Source organism: Enterococcus sp. DIV0703 (genome assembly GCF_051711065.1).
Lineage (GTDB): Bacteria > Bacillota > Bacilli > Lactobacillales > Enterococcaceae > Enterococcus_B > Enterococcus_B hirae.
This window is the reverse complement of the sequence record NZ_JBIOLX010000001.1, coordinates 2,510,881-2,527,873: the sequence shown is the minus strand read 5'-3', so window position 1 is coordinate 2,527,873 and position 16,993 is coordinate 2,510,881. Positions and strand designations below refer to the sequence as shown.

Sequence of the window (16,993 nt, the reverse complement as noted above, 5' to 3'; positions counted from 1 at the left end):
ATTCATTATGTTATACGGAAAAGATAATCAAGAAGAAAAAAACTATTTGGAACCAATTTTTGGCTCTGCAAGTGAGGATGTTGACTTGCCTAAATATAAGTTAAACAAAGAATCCATTGAACCACGAATTGCTTATCAATTAGTACAAGACGAGATGTTGGATGAAGGAAATGCGCGATTAAACTTAGCTACTTTTTGTCAAACGTATATGGAACCTGAAGCAGTGAAATTGATGACCCAAACGTTAGAAAAAAATGCAATTGATAAATCAGAATACCCACGAACAACGGAAATTGAAAACCGCTGTGTAAATATGATTGCTGATTTATGGCATGCTCCAAATAATGAAAAATTCATGGGAACTTCAACGATCGGCTCTTCAGAAGCCTGCATGCTGGGTGGTATGGCCATGAAATTTGCTTGGCGTAAACGTGCTGAAAAATTAGGTCTTGATATTCAAGCAAAAAAACCTAACCTGGTGATCTCTTCTGGTTACCAAGTTTGTTGGGAAAAATTCTGTGTATATTGGGATGTGGAACTGAGAGAAGTCCCAATGGATGAAAAACATATGTCAATTAATCTAGATACTGTCATGGATTATGTGGATGAGTACACAATTGGTATTGTAGGTATTATGGGTATTACTTACACTGGTCGTTATGATGATATCAAGGGTCTGAATGATTTAGTTGAAGCTCACAATAAACAAACTGACTATAAAGTATACATTCATGTTGACGCTGCATCGGGTGGCTTTTATGCACCATTTACTGAACCTGATCTAGTTTGGGATTTTCAATTGAAAAATGTTATCTCAATTAATTCTTCAGGTCACAAATATGGTTTGGTATATCCAGGTGTGGGTTGGGTCTTATGGCGTGACCAACAATACTTACCAGAAGAATTAGTATTTAAAGTTAGTTACTTAGGTGGAGAAATGCCAACTATGGCTATCAACTTCTCTCATAGTGCAGCACAACTAATTGGGCAATACTACAACTTTGTACGCTATGGCTTTGATGGTTATCGTGATATTCACCAAAGAACTCATGATGTTGCTGTTTATTTAGCCAAAGAGATCGAAAAAACTGGTATTTTTGAAATCATTAATGATGGATCAGAATTGCCAGTTGTGTGCTATAAGCTGAAAGAAGATCCCAATCGCGAATGGACACTATATGATTTATCTGATCGTCTGTTAATGAAGGGATGGCAAGTCCCAGCCTACCCATTACCTAAAGACTTGGATCAATTAATTATTCAACGCTTAGTTGTTCGAGCAGACTTTGGAATGAACATGGCTGGTGATTATGTACAAGATATGAACCAAGCAATTGAAGAGTTGAATAAAGCTCATATTGTTTATCATAAAAAACAGGATGTGAAAACGTACGGCTTTACTCACTAAAATTCTTCAGAGAAATATAAAAGAAGTTAATTAACTAATAAAAGGAGTTGTGATTACCACACAGCTCCTTAAATCTATTTGAATAAATATATGATATTCATTTGTTACACTCTCAATCTTAGCTGTTGTTCTATTCATCATTACTCTTATTGTAAGTAGTTCAGTCAAATTTGCTTGTTCAATTGATCGATAACAGTATGAATTGTTTGAAAAGTAATCGGATATATAATTGTTTTCTCACTACCTAAGCCTTCTTGGTATAAAGAACTATCGCAAAGTATAATCCGCTGAGTACAAAAGAAAGTGTCGTCTACTATTTCTCTAAGTTGTTTACAAATGATATTACTAATAGAAAAGTGTTCTCCCAAAATGTCTTCTAACTGTTGTCGATAGTATAAATACCTAAAGTCTGACGGAGCTACTATGAACACTTCAATTGGAGATTTCCGTTTATGCTCATTTAAAAGACTTAAACTAATGGTTAGTTTACGAATAGAATTCTCATTCCAACGCAGAAATAAATTGTTTTGTTTTCGCCATTGTTCAAGAATTTCATGAACTTCTAAGTACAAAGCGCGTTGCTCTTCATTTAACAAGTAAGTCTTATCAGGTTGAAATATCTGAATATCAGCCCAAAGTGAGCGGATAAACGGGAGAAGTGCTTTATCAAAAAGTATCTGATTTTCTTCAGATATATTCAGAGATAAGATAAGTTTTTGACTGAGCTCAATCACCAAAGGGTTATCTGCTACATGGTTTTGATAAACAACGTTCAAGTCTTTTTGTAACAATTCAAAGTTATCGCATAGATAATTTCTAGAGTTGAATAGAAAGTAGATATAAAGGCATTCATCTTCGTCATGACATAAAGAGAAAGAAAGTTGCTCTAATCCTTTCTGTATTAGCTGAAACAAGGGAGTATGTCGGGCAACTCTTTTTTCTTCCTGACTAAAATATATTGGGTTAGTCTTAGATCTCTGCAAACCGATAGCGATACCTAATAAAATAAATTGTTTTTCAACTGTAGGGTAACTTCTTGAAAAAAAATGTTTTTCTACATAATCAATCAATTGTTGACCGCTTTGAATAATTGATTTATTTAGCTGGATCAACTCTGTCCGATTTGTCTCATAGATTATCGTTAGTAACAAACTTCGATAATCCTTTTCAGGAATTTCAAAATGGCCATCAGCATTTAAGTACTGCATTTGTTTAAAAAAATTAATCAACTCATTTCGTAAGTTGTAAACTTTGCTTAACGAAATGAAGGTAGTATCAGCTATATTACTCCAATTGTGTTCCCCTGATAAATAATGTCCTAGTACATTGAAAAAGTCAGAGCGCTGATAGATGAGTTGAGTGAGTGCCAACCTCGAAAACGAAGAGTCGAATGCGACTGTAAAGCTACTTCTAGATTTCTCCACTGAAATAATTTGCTGATGGAGTATGTCGGTAATGCATTCCAAGTCGTTAGTGACAGTGAGTGGGCAAACGTTCAATTGATCTGCTATTTCGCGAATCTGAATGGTCCCTTTTTCGTGTAATTGCTCACAAATGTAAACTTGACGAAAAATACTTTTCTCCAGATAGGTTTCCAACATAGTACTCCTCCTAGTCATTTTATACATAACTATTATAACTCTACCAATCGGAATAGTCCTGTAATATATTGAATCAAAAATATAAATTATAAAATAATTAGATGGGGTATTTGGTTTAAGTATCCCTTATATAGTAATAAATTTATAGGTGTGATTCTCGAATTAATACCCGAAAATGTGAGAGAATTTTTATGGATTTTTTAGGATACAAATTAATTATTTTTGCTTTTATCCTGATTACCAGTCCAGTACTGTCGGTATCCCATTTTGCAGCAAAATCATGTTGATAAAGTGACAAGAAGACTGATGAGATATATTATCCAAATTGAGAAGATAATTAATCGGATTCTTGAGTATACCCTACTTTTTAAGAAAGTAGGGTATACAAGCGTATGAATAAAGACATAACTTTCCCTGTGATGGACGTTCGGCTTGTTCCAATTACCAAAATACAGGCGAACGATTATAATCCCAATCGAGTAGCGTCTCCGGAAATGAACTTATTGGAGCTTTCTATCATTGAAGATGGCTTTACTCAACCATTAGTTTGTTATTACAAGGAAAAAGAAGAGAAGTATATCTTGGTTGATGTGCTTCATAGGTATCGTGTTGCTAAGGAAAGACTCAACTTAAAAGTTGTACCGGTAACAGTTATTGATAAACCCATAGAAGAACGTATGGCTTCAACAATTCGACACAATCGTGCAAGAGGGACCCATGAAATAAGAGGAATGGAAATTGTCATCCAAAGATTAGTAAAAAATGGATGGTCAGACAAGAGAATATCCAAAGAATTAGGCATGGACATTGAAGAAATTTTTCGCTTTAAGCAAGTGTCTGGTGGAATGGCAACAGTTTTTTTGACAAATTTTATAAGGTGCAGAACTTCTTTCCGTATGCTATTCCGATTGTCCTTGACAATGAGCCTCCTCGGATGTGACGATCTTCGGCAGGAGCTAACAGTTAAAGTTAGACTGCCTCGCTAGCGTTAGCACATCCGAGCTCATTATCAAGGATTCGCTGCGCCAATCTCTGGTTACGGTAACCAACCGGTGTCTCGTAGCCAAGTGTACCGTGCAACCGAAGGTGGTTCCACCAATTTACATAGTCAAATAACTCCAAATCCAATTGTTGTAAGGTTTCAAATGTGTATTGATAGACAAATTCTACTTTCAACGACTTATAAGTTGATTCAGCTACGGCATTATCAAAAGGACAGCCTTTATGACTCAATGATCGATTGATGTCAAAAGTTGTTAATAATTCATCAATAGCTTGGTTATCAAACTCTTTTCCACGATCAGTATGAAAAATCTCAACCTCTGTCAGAGGTTGTTTGATACGGCTAAATGCTTTTTTACTAGAACGGCATCTTTATGTTCTCCACAAGAATAGCCGAGAATTTCTCGATTGAACAGATCCAAAATGAAACAGACATAATTCCATTTTTTCCCGACTCGTACATAAGTCAAGTCTGTTACGATCGCTTCTAATGGGTTGTCTCTTAAGAATTTACGATTCAATACGTTTGTCGTTTTGGCTTCATTGCAAGTAGAATGATGTACTTTAAAATAAGCAACAGTATAGCTCGATTTTAATCCTCTATTTTTCATGATTCTACTAATTTTTCGTCGGCTGATCTGAATGCCTCGTTTTGATAAGGCTTTTTTTATTTTTCTTGAGCCGTAGGCCTTTCGGCTGCGGATAAATTCTTCAGCGACTACTTCTTCAAGTTCTGATTCGTCTTTCTTTGGTTTTGATTGATAATAATAGGACTGACGTGATAGACCTAATATTCTGCACATCGCTGATATAGGGTAAAGATGCTTATTCGCATCGATTACTTGTCTCTTCGTCCGAATATCAGCGCTGCTTGCTTTAAAATATCATTTTCCATTTCTAATTGCTGGTTTCTTTTACGTAGTTCTAACAATTCTTTTTGTTCAGGCGTAAGATTATCTTTTTCTTTGAATGAACCACTCGTTTTAGATTGCTTTACCCATTTGTCAAATGCTGAAGCTGTTAGTTCATATTCTCGAATGATTTCTACACGTGGCTTTCCAGCTAAGTAAAGATTGACGATTTGTTGCTTGAATTCTTGTGAAAAAGTTCTTCGTGTTCTCTTAGACATAAAAATTCCTCCTGGTATGTTTTCTTCTAGTCTACACACCTTAATTTTTCTGTCTAGTTAATTGTAGCCTATCCACTAGTTAATTGTAGCCTATCCATACCTTTTCGGAAGAGGTGAATGACGGTCTCCTCTAAGGTATCATTCGTCCGTCTATAAGCAGGAACAGTCTGTTGCTTGAACTCGCCGTTGCGGTCGCGCGGAATCTGGAGATGAAGTTCCCCGTACTCGGTCTTGACCGTACGGTCATAGGAGCCGTTACGAGAATTACCCGTGTTAAAACCAATGCGATCGTACTTTTCGTAATCGAGGAAAGCCGTTAACTCCGTTTTGAGAAGCGTATTGACAGCTTTTTCCAAATGGACACGGAATAATTCATTCAAATCGCCTTTGTTCGCTAGAGTCTTTAGAATTTCTGTAGTAAAATCGTTCATATGGAAGTCCTCTTTTCTGTGAATGTGTTGTGGTAACTCTATTCTACAGAAGGGACTTCCTTTTTTCTATTTACACAAAATATTTTACACTCTCGAAAAGTATTGCATTTTATTATATAAAATTCAGACTGTAGACAAAAGCTGTTCCAAACTCGTAACTCGAGCTTGGAACAGCTTTTTATCTACTTCGTTTCGAATTTTTGAACAAAAAAATAAAGGCTCCTTGCCTTTCCATAGCCAGGTGGCTAATTTCTTTAAATTCATTGCAGCAAACACTAGCATCGTATGCGTCGCGACTTTTTCCAAGCCTCGATACTTGGTCCAACGCATCCCATGCTTTTCTTTTGCATCCGCAAATATTCGTTCAATCGTTTGTTTCCGTTTTTTGTAAATTGATTTATTCAGATCTGTTAGGCGAAGATGTTCCACTTCATCCATCAGATCTCCCCAAACATGTCTCGTGATGACTCGTTGATGATTTTTACTTTTGGTACATTGGTTTAGCAGAGGACAGTTCACACATTCTTTTGGATTGGATTTGTATTCTCGGTACCCTTCTCGAGTAACCGTTGAAAAAGCGAGCATTTGATCTTGCGGACAAATATAACAATCAAAATACTCGTCATAGAGAAACTCATTTTTTGATAATAGCCCCTTTTTCCCTTTGGGCCTTGAATAAGGCAAACAAGGTCGAAGGTTCAAATGAGTCAAAAAGTGAACAAACTTAGGTGTCTTATACCCAGCATCAGCGACAACACAATTGATTTCAGGAAAAAGTCTCTTCGATTGTTTGACGAGCTGAAAGGCGACTTAACTGTCATGAATATTTCCAGGAGTGATGATTGTGCTAAGAATAAATCCATTGTCGTCGCATGAAGTATGGGCAGAATAAGCAAATTGTTTTTCTTGTTCGCCTTTGACGTAGTAGCCGCTTTCCGGATCAGCTTTACTTATTTTTCTTTCTTTCAGCTTCACTTCCTTTTCTAAGTCCAAAGTAAAAGGGCGTTTTCCAGCCTCTATTCGTTGACGATTGATCTCATCTTCTAATTCATCCTGATAGGCTTTCGCTTCATCATGGGTCATTTCTTTCGTAAACTTATGTTTATTGGCGTTAGCTTTGATGTGGGTAGAATCTAGATGAAAATTATCCTCTGTTACAAAACCTGCTTTAACTGCTTGTTCTAAAATATAGGCAAAAATATCCTCAAACACCGTCGTTTCTCTAAATCGGCGAACATAATTCTTTCCAAAAGTTGAGAAATGGGGGATTTTCTCTTCGAAGGAGTAGCCTAAAAACCAGCGGTAAGCGACATTGGTATCGACTTCCTTAATGGTTTGTCGCATGGAACGGATACCGAATAAATACTGAATAAACACCAATTTGATCAGAATCACTGGGTCGATACTTGGGCGACCTAAATCGGAGTAAGTGGCTTCGACGATTGGATAAATAAATTCAAAATCAAGCGCGGCATCAATCTTTCGAACGAGATGATCTTGAGGAACTAGATCATCAATCGTAAGCATCGCAAATTGATTTCTACCATTCGTATTGTTTTTAGACATCATAGCTATCACTCCTTGCATTCGTTTTCATAAATCTATTATAAAAGAAAAGACTGTAGACATCATCCATAAAATGGACTTTGTCTACAGTCTGGCATTTTATTATATAAAATTGTTATAAAAAAATTTTTTTGAAAAATAGTATTGCAAAATAAAGCAATTTCATAGATAATAGGTATTGTAAAGTTATATGACTTTATAATACTTATTAGAGTGAGGGATAAAGAAATGAGACAACTACACAAAGAACAGATTGAAACAGCAATGGCAGCGTTAAAGGAAAAGACAATTGATCATGTATATTTTACAGCATGTGGGGGTTCACAAGCCGTTTTAATGGCTGGTCAATATCTATTTGATAAAGAATTAACTGTACCTTGTCATGTTTATACTGCTAACGAATTTAACTATGCTATACCAAAAGGATTATCTGAAAATTCTTTAGTTATCACTTGTTCCCATTCTGGCACAACACCAGAAACTGTAGAAGCAACAAAAAAAGCAAGAGAATTTGGAGCAATGACTATTTGTTTATCTAATGAAGAAGGATCTCCTCTATGGGAAGCAGCTGAATATCCTGTTCACTATGATTGGGGTAAAGATGTTGATGCTAGTGATTTAAATAAAGGAATTCTTTATGGTTTATTATTTAATATTTTACTTGTTTTAGATGGCTCTAAAAAATGGGAAACTTGCTTGAATGAATTTGATAAGTTAAATGATCTTGTTATTGCTGAAAAGAGCAAATTTGAAATAACTGCTAAAGAATGGGGTAAAAACCAAAAACGAGATAAAATTATTTACACAATTGGTAGCGGTATCAATTACGGAGAAATTTACTCCACAGCAGCTTGCTGGTTCATGGAAATGCAATGGATTAATTCTAATGCTATTCATTCTGGGGAATTTTTCCATGGTCCTTTTGAAATCACTGATTATGATGTACCATTCATCTTAGTGAAAAGTATTGGAGATACAAGATTTTTAGATCAACGGGTAGAAGACTTCACTAAAAAATTCAGTAATAAATTAATGGTTTTAGACCAAGCTGATTTTGACTTAGAATCTATAGATAGTGTAGCGAAAGAATATATTGCAGCTGTACTTAGTGGCGTTGTTATTCGCCAAATGGTAGAAGCGATTGCTTTTGAAAGAGGCCATTCCTTAGATGTTAGACGCTATATGTGGCAAATGAAATATTAATTAATAGGAGGTTGCAAAAGATGGCAAATCAATTATTTCACATTGTGATTACAACACATTCTACCCTTTGTGAGGGTTATTTAAAGGCAACAAAATTAATTTTAATGAATGACGCCACAGGTATTAGTGCTGTTCCATTTAAAGAAAATACTAGTCCAGATGATTTTGAGGAGAGTATGAAAGAAATAATTAGTCAGCATCATTTGCAACCTCTAATTATTTTAACGGATTTAATTGGAGGAACACCTAATAATGTTTCTATTAAACAGTTGAACAACAATAGAATTCAAATTATTGCTGGGATTAATTTACCTCTTTTACTGGAGTTATTAATGGCCCAGTCAGCTGGTAAATCTATAGAAGAAATAGATTTTAAGGAATTACTGAATAACTCTCAAAAAAGTATGGTTCATATTAATTCGCTTTTAAAAGATGTCAGTTAAGGTGGCAATTTCTATTCTATAAATTTTAAAAATTGAAGGAGGAAATAGAATGATTAAATTAGTGCGTGTAGACCACAGATTACTTCATGGACAAGTAATATTTTCTTGGACTAAACAGTATGATATTAACCATATTATTGTGGCTGATAACAAAGTTCCAGGAGATCCAATGTCTGTGATGGCTTTGACAATTGCTAAACCTGCTGATTGCAAATTAGACATTGTTAAAATTAGTGATGTTAAAGGGATTATGGAAACATCCCCAAATGATAATTACATGATTTTAATTAAAGGACCTAAGGAAGCTTTTGAATTAGTTCAAAATTTACCAGAAATTAAAGAAATTAATTTTGGCGGTGTGTCTAAGAAAAGCGAGTCCAAACAATATGGAAAGGCAGTCTTTTTAACTCCTGAAGAATTAGAAGCCACAAAAAAAATTCTTGATCAAGAAGTGAAAATATTTGTGCAACAAGTCCCATCTTCAAGTATTGAAAATGTAGATTTTAGTAAGTAAGGGGGGAAAATAAATGTTATTAAAAGCCATTTTATTAGGTTTAGTTGGTGTGGTAGCTGTTATTGACTCCAGGTTAATTGGTCGACAAAATATTGGTAGACCACTAATTTTGAGTACACTTGCCGGACTTGTGCTAGGTGACTTGCATACAGGGATTGTTCTTGGGGCATCTTTAGAATTAATTTCTATGGGATTCGTCTCAATTGGGGCGGCTGGACCTCCTAATATGCAACTTGGTAGTATTATTGCCACTGCTTTTGCAATTTTAACTAATAGTAGTACAGAAACAGCCTTAACAATAGCTATCCCAGTGGCTGTAGCTGGTGAATTTATGAGTATTATCATGCGCATGATAATTGCTCAATTTGGACATGCTGCAGATAAAGCCATTGAAAATAATAAATTTAGAAAAGCTCAAATTATTCATATTTATTGGTCATTTATTTTTAATGCTTTTGTTTACTTTATTCCAATCTTTTTAACAGTATATTTTGGTGCTGACGTTGTGGCAGATTTAGTAGATAAAATTCCAGAAATGATTACAGACGCCTTGACTGTCTCTGGAAATATGCTTTCCGCATTAGGGTTTGCAATGCTATTAAGCACAATGTTGAGTAAAAAATTATATCCTTACTTTATTTTTGGATTCTTTATTGTTGCCTATTCAGGTCTTTCACTAATTGGCGTGACAATTTTTGCAGCTCTGATTGCCTTTGTAATGGATCAAGTTAAATATGGAAAAAGAGAAGAGGCGCATGGTTAATGGAAAATAGTACAGAAAAAAAACGTTTAATCACAAAAAAAGATCTTAATAAGATGTGTCTTCGTTCATGGACAATCATGTGTTCGTGGAATTATGAAAGACAAATGCATATGGGATTTATGTATGGGATGGCGCCAATTTTAAATAAAGTTTATAAAAATGATGAAGAGAAAAAAAGAGAAGCTTATACTCGTCATATGGCATTTTTTAACTGTACGCCTCAAATGACTTCATTTATTATGGGACTTTGTGCTTCTATGGAAGAACAAAATGCTCAAGCAGAAGAAGGAAACTTTAATACTGAATCTATCTCCATGATTAAAACCAGTTTAATGGGTCCTTTTGCTGGAATTGGTGATTCATTTTTCCAAGGTACTTTAAGAATTATTACATTTGGGATTGGATTGTCTTTTGCTAAGCAAGGTAGTATTTTAGGACCGATTTTAGCTGTTGGCCTTTTTGCTATACCTTCTATTTTAGCTGTTTTTTACGGCGGTAAATTAGGATATGAGTCTGGCAATAAATACCTTACTAAATTGTATCAAGAAGGTCTTATGGATCGAGTAATGCAATTTGCTTCTATCATTGGTTTGGCTGTAGTAGGTGGAATGGTGGCTAGCATGGTGCCAATTGTCACCCCTTTAAAATTCACTACAGGGGGAACAGAACTTGTTTTACAAGACTTACTTGATTCCATTATTCCTGGATTATTACCACTTGTATGTACTTTGGGAATATATAAATTGATTAAGAAAAATGTTAGTACAAATATGCTCTTATTAGGTTGTATTTTGGCAGGGTTTGTTTTAAGTATAATAGGTATCTTATAATGATTAAGGCTCTAATTTTTGATATGGACGGAGTTTTAATTGATAGCGAGATTATGTATCAAAAGTGGGTATTTAATTTTTTAAAACAAGAAAATTTAAGCTATCCTTTGTATTCTTATCAAAAAAAGATTGGAACTACAGCAAGTATTTTTGATGATATAGAAAAGTACAATGAGGGATGTAACAGTTTAGAATTGAAGGGAAAATTTACTAAATATTGGAAATCGCAAAAGATTGATTACTTGGATATTTTTCCTAATATACTAATTGAACAGCTTGAATGGTTAAAAAAGAAAAAAATAAAAATGGCAATTGCTTCTTCCAGTCCAATGGATACTATAAATGAAGTTGTTACCACTTGTAAAATAGAGTCATATTTTGATTGTTTAATTAGCGGAAGAGATTTGCCAGAAAGTAAACCTAATCCTACTATATTCCTTAAAGCTTCAGAACAGCTCAGAATTCCAGTTGAAGAATGTCTGGTGATAGAAGATTCTTATAATGGTATAAAAGCTGGTAAAAGAGCAAATATGAAGGTTCTTGCAATTAAAGATAAACGTTTTTCTCAAGATGTAAGTCTAGCAGATGATGTTATTTACGATATTAAATATCTGCGACAAGAAGTACAGGTGAAATTTGGAATATAAATAAGTTTTTTGATGTATTTAGAGAATATTAGTAAAAATAAAAATCATGCCCAAATCTAATCAAAATTGATTGCTTTGGGTATGATTTCTTTTAATATCAATCTATTACTTTAGGATCTGAATCATTTTTATGCACCGTATCTAAAGTGATATTTTCTGTGACTTCAATAACATAACTAATTCTATCACAACGAACTGTGGATTGAGAATAATGAAATGGTTGATTATTTTTATCTTTGCCAACCTTTTCTAAAATAAATAGCGGATCTCCTACTATACATTGCAATAAGTCGGAAAGCTCAGGTGTTGCAGATAAACCGTTTATTTCCATAATAGAGCTCGTAGCTTTGACATCATAGTCATCTTCTAGAAGTTTATATAATGAAGTATATTGGCTACCTTTTTCAAATAAAGTTGGAAATTTTTCTTCTGATGCGAAAAAATTATCAATTCCCATCGGGGCACCGTCTTCCCACATTAAACGTTTAATATTGTAAACTCTATCAGTTACATTGATTTGTAATTTATTAGCTAAAAACTCATCAGCCTTTATAATTTTAGAATGTAAAACAGTATATCTAATTTTATGTCCTCGGGTAGAAAGAGAATCGCTAAATCCATGAACTCCAGCTAATTTTAAACTTTCTTTTTTTTGAGTTACAAAGGTCCCTTTCCCCCTTAATCGTTCAACTGTTCCACTTTCTGCTAAAAGTTTAAAAGCTTTTCGAATGGTAATCTTACTTACTCCATAAATTTTACATAATTCTTCTTCTGTAGGTAATTGCTCTCCTGGAAGATATTTTTTTTCACGAATATCGTTACGTATAGAAGCTTCTACTTGTAAATATAATGGTCTATTATCTTGAAAATTCATAGTACACTCCCTAAAAAGTTATACTTCATTATATCACAATTTATTAAAACGTCGATTGTAAAATTAAGCTAGACAACTAAAAAGATCATTTGTGCTACACTCAAAATAGTTCCGACCAAAGAATTAATAAGGAGTGAGTACAAATGACTTACACCCATCTTACAACAGACGAACTAGTAATCATAGAGTCTTATTTCAATATCGAGAAACCTGTCGCTCTTGTCGCACAAAGTTTAAATCGCTCTAGACAAACCATTTATAATGTTTATTCGTTTCTCAAACAAGGAAAAAAAGTGCTAGATTATTACCGTCAATACAAACAAAATAAATCTCGTTGTGGACGACGTTCAACCGTTTTATCTGATGAACAATCAACATATGTTCAAGAAAAGGTAGCTCAAGGATGGTCACCCGATGTGATTATCGGCCGTGGCGAGTTTCCAATTGATTGTTCTGTTCGTACACTCTATCGGATGTTTAAAAAAGGCCTTTTTGACACACAGTCGTTACCTATGAAGGGGAAACGTAAACCGAATAATCATCAAGAAAAGCGTGGAAAACAGGCCTTTCGCAGAACGATTCATGAACGGAACAGTCTCTATCCACACCTGACTAAAGAATTTGGTCATCTCGAAGTCGACACCATTGTGGGAGTTAAACACAAGAGCGCTGTTATTACATTGGTTGAGTGTTTATCCAAGGTTATTATTACTTTGAAACCGACAGGCAGACGAGCCGAAGATATCGAAAACAGGTTAAATGATTGGTTCAAATCCATGCCTAAACACTTGTTTAAATCCATGACATTTGATTGTGGAAAAGAATTTTCCAACTGGCGATCTATAAGTAACTCGAACGATATTGCCATCTTTTTCGCAGATCCAGGAACACCTTCGCAAAGAGGGCTAAATGAGCACTCAAACGGCTTGCTTAGACGAGATGGCTTACCTAAAACAATGGACTTTAGGGACACGGATGAAACCTTTATTCAATCCGTTGCCTCGAAAAGAAACCATATTCCAAGAAAATCATTAAATTATCGAACACCATTGGAAGTATTTTTGAGCTGCATAGATAAAGACATATTGTCTAGCTTAATTTGACAAATCAGATAGTATAAAATGAATCAAATTGAATATCAAATATATATTATATCCATGAAGCCCAATCTTCTTTAATAGAAGATTGGGCTATTTTTATGGCAAAGGAGGGAAAAGAAATGTTTCAAAATAAAGGACAACGTTATGTCACAAAGGGAGTAATGGACAGTTTGCCGGTGGAATTACAAGCTTTATGTTGGAATCTAATCGATCAAAACGTTCAAAAGCAATTTCATTTAGACTATCTTCAAATCTTTGAATTTTCTACGGAAAAAGGAAATCAAAAGTTGGTTCATCGTCAAGAAGAACCAGAAGCAAGAAAAGAGTATCTGATTTCACCTAAGCTTCGTTTGAAATCAGTGTCTCAAAAAATATGGGTCATTGATTCGGGTGAGTATCAAACGATGTTATTACCAGAAGAATACTGATATCTAAAAGAAAGGAACGAAAGGACTTGTTAGAAACGGCTATCGAAGTACTGGAAAAGTGTGCACAGCTAGTCACTACTCCTGAAGAGTGGGGCTATGAATCCGTTACGATGGAAAAAGAGGAAATTGAAATGGGTATGCTTCCTGAAGATGTTACTCTACCACGTTTAGTGATGACACATCTTTATATTTATTGCGCACCAGAAGATGGAAAAGACTATGTAGTTTATTTCATTACAGATATTACCAGCCAGCGAGAATTTGTTCGTGGGTTACTGGTAGAAGGACGATTGGTTTGGAGTCAGATTGGAGGAACGAATGAATAAGATCGATTATTTGAGAATGATTGCGAAATGTTTAGAAGATATCCTTACAGCGATTCATCAAATTCTGAAGAAAAAAGGAGAAAGAATATGAAATATTTTCAACTAGTATTGACACTTATAACGGCAATGGTGATTGAATTGCTTGAACAAAAATTAGCATAGGAGAAAAAGAGATGATTGAAAAAGAATTAGTGACCACACAAACAGAAGTTTGGCGAGATCCTCATCATACCCATCGCTATGTTTTCAAACGACAATGGGCGATCAAAGGAAAAGAAGCGGAAGATAAATTAGCGGTAGTCATTACTATTCGTCCAACAGATACAGAACCATTTACGAATGATTTGAGTATGTTATTAATCGAAAAGAATATCCGACAATTAGGATTTACTGGTTTTATTGCTGTGAATCTTTTTTCGTATACAAAAGCGAAAAGTCCTCGGGTATTTCCTCGTGGAAATGATGAACAATCTTTGGAAATATTAACAACTGTTTTCACAGAAAAGAAAATCAACACCATTATTTTTGCTTGTGGTTCGATTACAGCGACGAGTCAAGTGGCTTATGAACAAGCGAAGACCATTTACGATCAATTGAGTGCGAAACAAAAAAAGATGACCAAAGTATTGATAAATGCAGAAGGTAAGTTATCCCACCCACTAAGTATTCATGTTCGTAATGAATGGCAATTGGCAGATAGTCAATTATTATTTCAAGAAAAATAACATTTTATTTTCTTATGTTACTTATAAGTAGTTTTACATGCTTTTTGACTTTAAAAATACATGTGATGATACATGTTATATGAATTATCAATGTACCCAGTAATATGCTATTTTCATTATGTAAAAAATAACAGGGGGTGTGTAGATGGAGATTGATGAAACTTGTTTGAGTAACTCTTATAAAAGTATGAATGACTTTTTTGAGGAAATGGAACTGGATTCAGAATTGCTCTATCAATTTTATCTTGCTTTTCGAGGGCAACAGATTTCTTTTCCAATGAAAATGTACGATCGTGAGTTAGTTAGAAAAAGAATCGAAAACATGATAGAACAGGAAAAAACTGTAGATATCCGTCAATTGACAGAAGTTTATGGTTTCTCTGCAAGATGGATTCAAAAAGTAATTAAACAAAAAGAAAGGAGACGAGTACATGGCTAAGCTGATTGTATTAGGTGGTTTAATTTACGGTGGATATTGGTTATATAAATATATGCTTGCGCATCCGAATATAGATAAAGGAAAAGTAATTAAGACAGTTGGGGTAATCATAGTTGGACTCATAGCTCTAACTAAGAAAAATAATACTAATAGCCCAAAAATAATGAGAACTTATCGCTGTAGAGGATGTGGAAGGGAAATTTCTACTAGTTTTAATCCATCTGAAAGCCCTCAAGGAAGAGATCGTTGTCATGCTGGCTATCGACATTCTTGGGAAAGGATTAACTAAATGAACACCATTGAGATTAATTGACTGATAAAATAAGTACGCGAGGGAGAAATTGAAAGGGGGAAATAAAATGAAAAAATGGTTGTTATTACTAATTGGAATGGGGATTTTATTCACTGGTTGTACATCTGAGAATACGAGGACTAAAGAGACTGTAGAAACTGATACAACAATTGAGGCTAAAAAAAGTAAAACGCAATCAACTGAACAAACTACAACAGAAATGAAACAATCTGTGGAAGCAAGTACAAGTGAAAGTTCAATCATTGAATCTTCTTCTGAAGAGGTTAAAAATACTTTGTGGGATAGTGAGAAATCTACTCAACTAGCAATTTTTGTCCCACAATGGGGAAAGACATTAGGTCAAGAATATAAAAGCTACAATCCTCAGAACAATGTAAGTCTGTATGGTACGCCTTTACCAAGTGCAGTTATTGATGGAAATTGGAAAATGGCAATCAATGAAGCACCAGTTACCGTACAATGGTCAGAAGATGGAACTGGTCATGCAGATTTCAATTTAGTAGCAGTTTATTCTGATGTAGAAACTGGAGAATATTTAGGGCAGCATGTATATTTCTTTGGCTTTCAAAATGGACAACCTAAAGTTTATTTAACGCAACAAAATCAAGGCAATGATAAAAACTACATGTACTTCAATGAAACTCAGAACCAACAGTTAAAACAAGGTTTCATTGATATTGTGAATGGACAAACTCCTCAAACTCCAGTAGTAGAAGAATCTACTCAACAAGCAACAACTACAACGACACAATCTACAAGTAGCTCAGCAATTTCAAGTTGGGAAGCTGCTAAAGAAACTGTACTAAATAATAAAGCTTTATGGTTGTATGATTCTCCTGATAAAAATGCATCAAATACTAATTTAATTAGCACAAATGAATATATGAAAGATCTAATGCAAGATGAAAATGGAAGCTACTATTCAATTAATATTGTAACGGATGATAATGGAAATACAACAATGGCTGGTGGAAAACAATTCCGTGTTTATACAGATGGAAGAATTTCTCAACGTATTGGAATGACTAACAATTTTCAAATGATTAAATAATTGAAAATATTATTTATCAAAGAAAAACTGATTTTGAGAAAAATTATTTAATTTTCTTAGAATCAGTTTTTTTATAAAGTAAAAATGCGAAATTAAGTAGATGAGAGTGATGATGTTCGAAATATCTATTATTTTTAATAAGAATACATAAGCTATCTAGTTTGTAAACAATGAGAGAAAAAACATCAATATTTTTTATC

Annotated in this window: 17 protein-coding genes and 3 pseudogenes; 15 read left to right on the top strand and 5 right to left on the bottom strand. The window is 34.3% G+C overall.

Going from position 1 to position 16,993, the window contains the following annotated elements; genetic code table 11:
* Positions 1 to 7: 7 nt before the first annotated feature.
* Complete coding sequence (locus IGK81_RS11560; RefSeq protein WP_002287852.1) at positions 8 to 1,408, top strand: glutamate decarboxylase; 1,401 nt, start codon at positions 8 to 10, stop codon at positions 1,406 to 1,408.
* A gap of 164 nt (positions 1,409 to 1,572) precedes the next feature.
* On the opposite strand, the gene IGK81_RS11555 is transcribed toward IGK81_RS11560, so the two are convergent.
* Positions 1,573 to 3,009, bottom strand: a complete 1,437-nt coding sequence (locus IGK81_RS11555) for a hypothetical protein (protein ID WP_002287854.1) — start codon at positions 3,007 to 3,009, stop codon at positions 1,573 to 1,575.
* A gap of 392 nt (positions 3,010 to 3,401) precedes the next feature.
* Here IGK81_RS11555 and IGK81_RS11550 point away from each other — a divergent pair, with 392 nt between their 5' ends.
* Positions 3,402 to 3,995: an IbrB-like domain-containing protein gene (locus tag IGK81_RS11550; protein WP_002287856.1), complete on the top strand. Its 594-nt coding sequence runs from the start codon at positions 3,402 to 3,404 to the stop codon at positions 3,993 to 3,995.
* On the opposite strand, the pseudogene IGK81_RS11545 reads toward IGK81_RS11550, so the two are convergent.
* The 3 pseudogenes from IGK81_RS11545 to IGK81_RS11535 form a co-directional block, all read right to left on the bottom strand.
* A pseudogene (locus IGK81_RS11545) lies at positions 3,979 to 5,140 on the bottom strand (IS3 family transposase). The gene IGK81_RS11550 and the pseudogene IGK81_RS11545 overlap by 17 nt on opposite strands.
* A 95-nt stretch (positions 5,141 to 5,235) precedes the next feature.
* Positions 5,236 to 5,571, bottom strand: a pseudogene (locus tag IGK81_RS11540) (transposase); the annotation flags it as partial.
* A gap of 123 nt (positions 5,572 to 5,694) precedes the next feature.
* Positions 5,695 to 7,140: pseudogene (locus tag IGK81_RS11535) on the bottom strand (IS1182-like element ISEfa7 family transposase).
* A gap of 225 nt (positions 7,141 to 7,365) precedes the next feature.
* Here IGK81_RS11535 and IGK81_RS11530 point away from each other — a divergent pair.
* Genes IGK81_RS11530 through IGK81_RS11505 form a run of 6 tightly spaced genes read left to right on the top strand, consistent with a single transcriptional unit; the run spans position 7,366 to position 11,537 of the window.
* On the top strand, positions 7,366 to 8,340 hold the full coding sequence (locus IGK81_RS11530) for an SIS domain-containing protein (RefSeq protein ID WP_002298774.1): 975 nt from the start codon (positions 7,366 to 7,368) through the stop codon (positions 8,338 to 8,340).
* A complete protein-coding gene (locus tag IGK81_RS11525; protein ID WP_002312606.1) occupies positions 8,322 to 8,783 on the top strand; it encodes a PTS sugar transporter subunit IIA in 462 nt (153 codons plus the stop codon). The genes IGK81_RS11530 and IGK81_RS11525 overlap by 19 nt, the downstream gene beginning before the upstream one ends.
* Before the next feature lie 49 nt (positions 8,784 to 8,832).
* Complete coding sequence (locus tag IGK81_RS11520) at positions 8,833 to 9,297, top strand: PTS sugar transporter subunit IIB (RefSeq protein WP_002298777.1); 465 nt, start codon at positions 8,833 to 8,835, stop codon at positions 9,295 to 9,297.
* A 13-nt stretch (positions 9,298 to 9,310) separates the two neighbouring features.
* Positions 9,311 to 10,060: a PTS mannose/fructose/sorbose/N-acetylgalactosamine transporter subunit IIC gene (locus tag IGK81_RS11515; protein ID WP_002298779.1), complete on the top strand. Its 750-nt coding sequence runs from the start codon at positions 9,311 to 9,313 to the stop codon at positions 10,058 to 10,060.
* On the top strand, positions 10,060 to 10,890 hold the full coding sequence (locus IGK81_RS11510; protein WP_002312607.1) for a PTS system mannose/fructose/sorbose family transporter subunit IID: 831 nt from the start codon (positions 10,060 to 10,062) through the stop codon (positions 10,888 to 10,890). Before IGK81_RS11515 ends, IGK81_RS11510 begins: the two co-directional genes overlap by 1 nt.
* Positions 10,890 to 11,537, top strand: a complete 648-nt coding sequence (locus tag IGK81_RS11505; RefSeq protein WP_002298781.1) for an HAD family hydrolase — start codon at positions 10,890 to 10,892, stop codon at positions 11,535 to 11,537. Before IGK81_RS11510 ends, IGK81_RS11505 begins: the two co-directional genes overlap by 1 nt.
* A 97-nt stretch (positions 11,538 to 11,634) precedes the next feature.
* On the opposite strand, the gene IGK81_RS11500 is transcribed toward IGK81_RS11505, so the two are convergent.
* Positions 11,635 to 12,411, bottom strand: coding sequence for a GntR family transcriptional regulator (locus tag IGK81_RS11500; protein WP_002312609.1), 777 nt, complete (start codon positions 12,409 to 12,411; stop codon positions 11,635 to 11,637).
* A 143-nt stretch (positions 12,412 to 12,554) separates the two neighbouring features.
* Here IGK81_RS11500 and IGK81_RS11495 point away from each other — a divergent pair, with 143 nt between their 5' ends.
* The 7 genes from IGK81_RS11495 to IGK81_RS11465 all read left to right on the top strand — a co-directional run bounded on the left by IGK81_RS11495 (position 12,555) and on the right by IGK81_RS11465 (position 16,793).
* Positions 12,555 to 13,514: an IS30 family transposase gene (locus tag IGK81_RS11495; protein WP_002312610.1), complete on the top strand. Its 960-nt coding sequence runs from the start codon at positions 12,555 to 12,557 to the stop codon at positions 13,512 to 13,514.
* Positions 13,515 to 13,630: 116 nt separating this feature from the next.
* Positions 13,631 to 13,939, top strand: coding sequence for a DUF960 domain-containing protein (locus tag IGK81_RS11490; protein WP_002323668.1), 309 nt, complete (start codon positions 13,631 to 13,633; stop codon positions 13,937 to 13,939).
* A 26-nt stretch (positions 13,940 to 13,965) separates the two neighbouring features.
* Positions 13,966 to 14,265 carry a hypothetical protein gene (locus IGK81_RS11485; RefSeq protein ID WP_002312614.1) on the top strand — a complete coding sequence of 100 codons (300 nt, stop codon included), beginning with the start codon at positions 13,966 to 13,968 and terminating at the stop codon, positions 14,263 to 14,265.
* Positions 14,266 to 14,438: 173 nt separating this feature from the next.
* On the top strand, positions 14,439 to 14,990 hold the full coding sequence (locus tag IGK81_RS11480; RefSeq protein WP_002312616.1) for a DUF1643 domain-containing protein: 552 nt from the start codon (positions 14,439 to 14,441) through the stop codon (positions 14,988 to 14,990).
* A 145-nt stretch (positions 14,991 to 15,135) separates the two neighbouring features.
* Positions 15,136 to 15,429, top strand: a complete 294-nt coding sequence (locus tag IGK81_RS11475; RefSeq protein WP_002296258.1) for a Mor transcription activator family protein — start codon at positions 15,136 to 15,138, stop codon at positions 15,427 to 15,429.
* Entirely contained in the window at positions 15,422 to 15,718 is a 297-nt protein-coding gene (locus IGK81_RS11470; RefSeq protein ID WP_002312617.1) for a hypothetical protein, read from the top strand. The genes IGK81_RS11475 and IGK81_RS11470 overlap by 8 nt, the downstream gene beginning before the upstream one ends.
* A 70-nt stretch (positions 15,719 to 15,788) precedes the next feature.
* A complete protein-coding gene (locus IGK81_RS11465) occupies positions 15,789 to 16,793 on the top strand; it encodes a DUF4767 domain-containing protein (RefSeq protein WP_002312618.1) in 1,005 nt (334 codons plus the stop codon).
* Positions 16,794 to 16,993 lie beyond the last annotated feature (200 nt).

What these genes read in the sequence shown, in the direction of transcription:
- IGK81_RS11555 (WP_002287854.1), bottom strand. Translation starts at nt 3,009, where the DNA reads ATGTTGGAAACCTATCTGGAGAAAAGTATTTTTCGTCAAGTTTACATT.
- IGK81_RS11560 (WP_002287852.1), top strand. Translation starts at nt 8, where the DNA reads ATGTTATACGGAAAAGATAATCAAGAAGAAAAAAACTATTTGGAACCA.
- IGK81_RS11480 (WP_002312616.1), top strand. Translation starts at nt 14,439, where the DNA reads ATGATTGAAAAAGAATTAGTGACCACACAAACAGAAGTTTGGCGAGAT.
- IGK81_RS11550 (WP_002287856.1), top strand. Translation starts at nt 3,402, where the DNA reads ATGAATAAAGACATAACTTTCCCTGTGATGGACGTTCGGCTTGTTCCA.
- IGK81_RS11470 (WP_002312617.1), top strand. Translation starts at nt 15,422, where the DNA reads ATGGCTAAGCTGATTGTATTAGGTGGTTTAATTTACGGTGGATATTGG.
- IGK81_RS11520 (WP_002298777.1), top strand. Translation starts at nt 8,833, where the DNA reads ATGATTAAATTAGTGCGTGTAGACCACAGATTACTTCATGGACAAGTA.
- IGK81_RS11495 (WP_002312610.1), top strand. Translation starts at nt 12,555, where the DNA reads ATGACTTACACCCATCTTACAACAGACGAACTAGTAATCATAGAGTCT.
- IGK81_RS11510 (WP_002312607.1), top strand. Translation starts at nt 10,060, where the DNA reads ATGGAAAATAGTACAGAAAAAAAACGTTTAATCACAAAAAAAGATCTT.
- IGK81_RS11500 (WP_002312609.1), bottom strand. Translation starts at nt 12,411, where the DNA reads ATGAATTTTCAAGATAATAGACCATTATATTTACAAGTAGAAGCTTCT.
- IGK81_RS11475 (WP_002296258.1), top strand. Translation starts at nt 15,136, where the DNA reads ATGGAGATTGATGAAACTTGTTTGAGTAACTCTTATAAAAGTATGAAT.
- IGK81_RS11465 (WP_002312618.1), top strand. Translation starts at nt 15,789, where the DNA reads ATGAAAAAATGGTTGTTATTACTAATTGGAATGGGGATTTTATTCACT.
- IGK81_RS11505 (WP_002298781.1), top strand. Translation starts at nt 10,890, where the DNA reads ATGATTAAGGCTCTAATTTTTGATATGGACGGAGTTTTAATTGATAGC.
- IGK81_RS11490 (WP_002323668.1), top strand. Translation starts at nt 13,631, where the DNA reads ATGTTTCAAAATAAAGGACAACGTTATGTCACAAAGGGAGTAATGGAC.
- IGK81_RS11515 (WP_002298779.1), top strand. Translation starts at nt 9,311, where the DNA reads ATGTTATTAAAAGCCATTTTATTAGGTTTAGTTGGTGTGGTAGCTGTT.
- IGK81_RS11530 (WP_002298774.1), top strand. Translation starts at nt 7,366, where the DNA reads ATGAGACAACTACACAAAGAACAGATTGAAACAGCAATGGCAGCGTTA.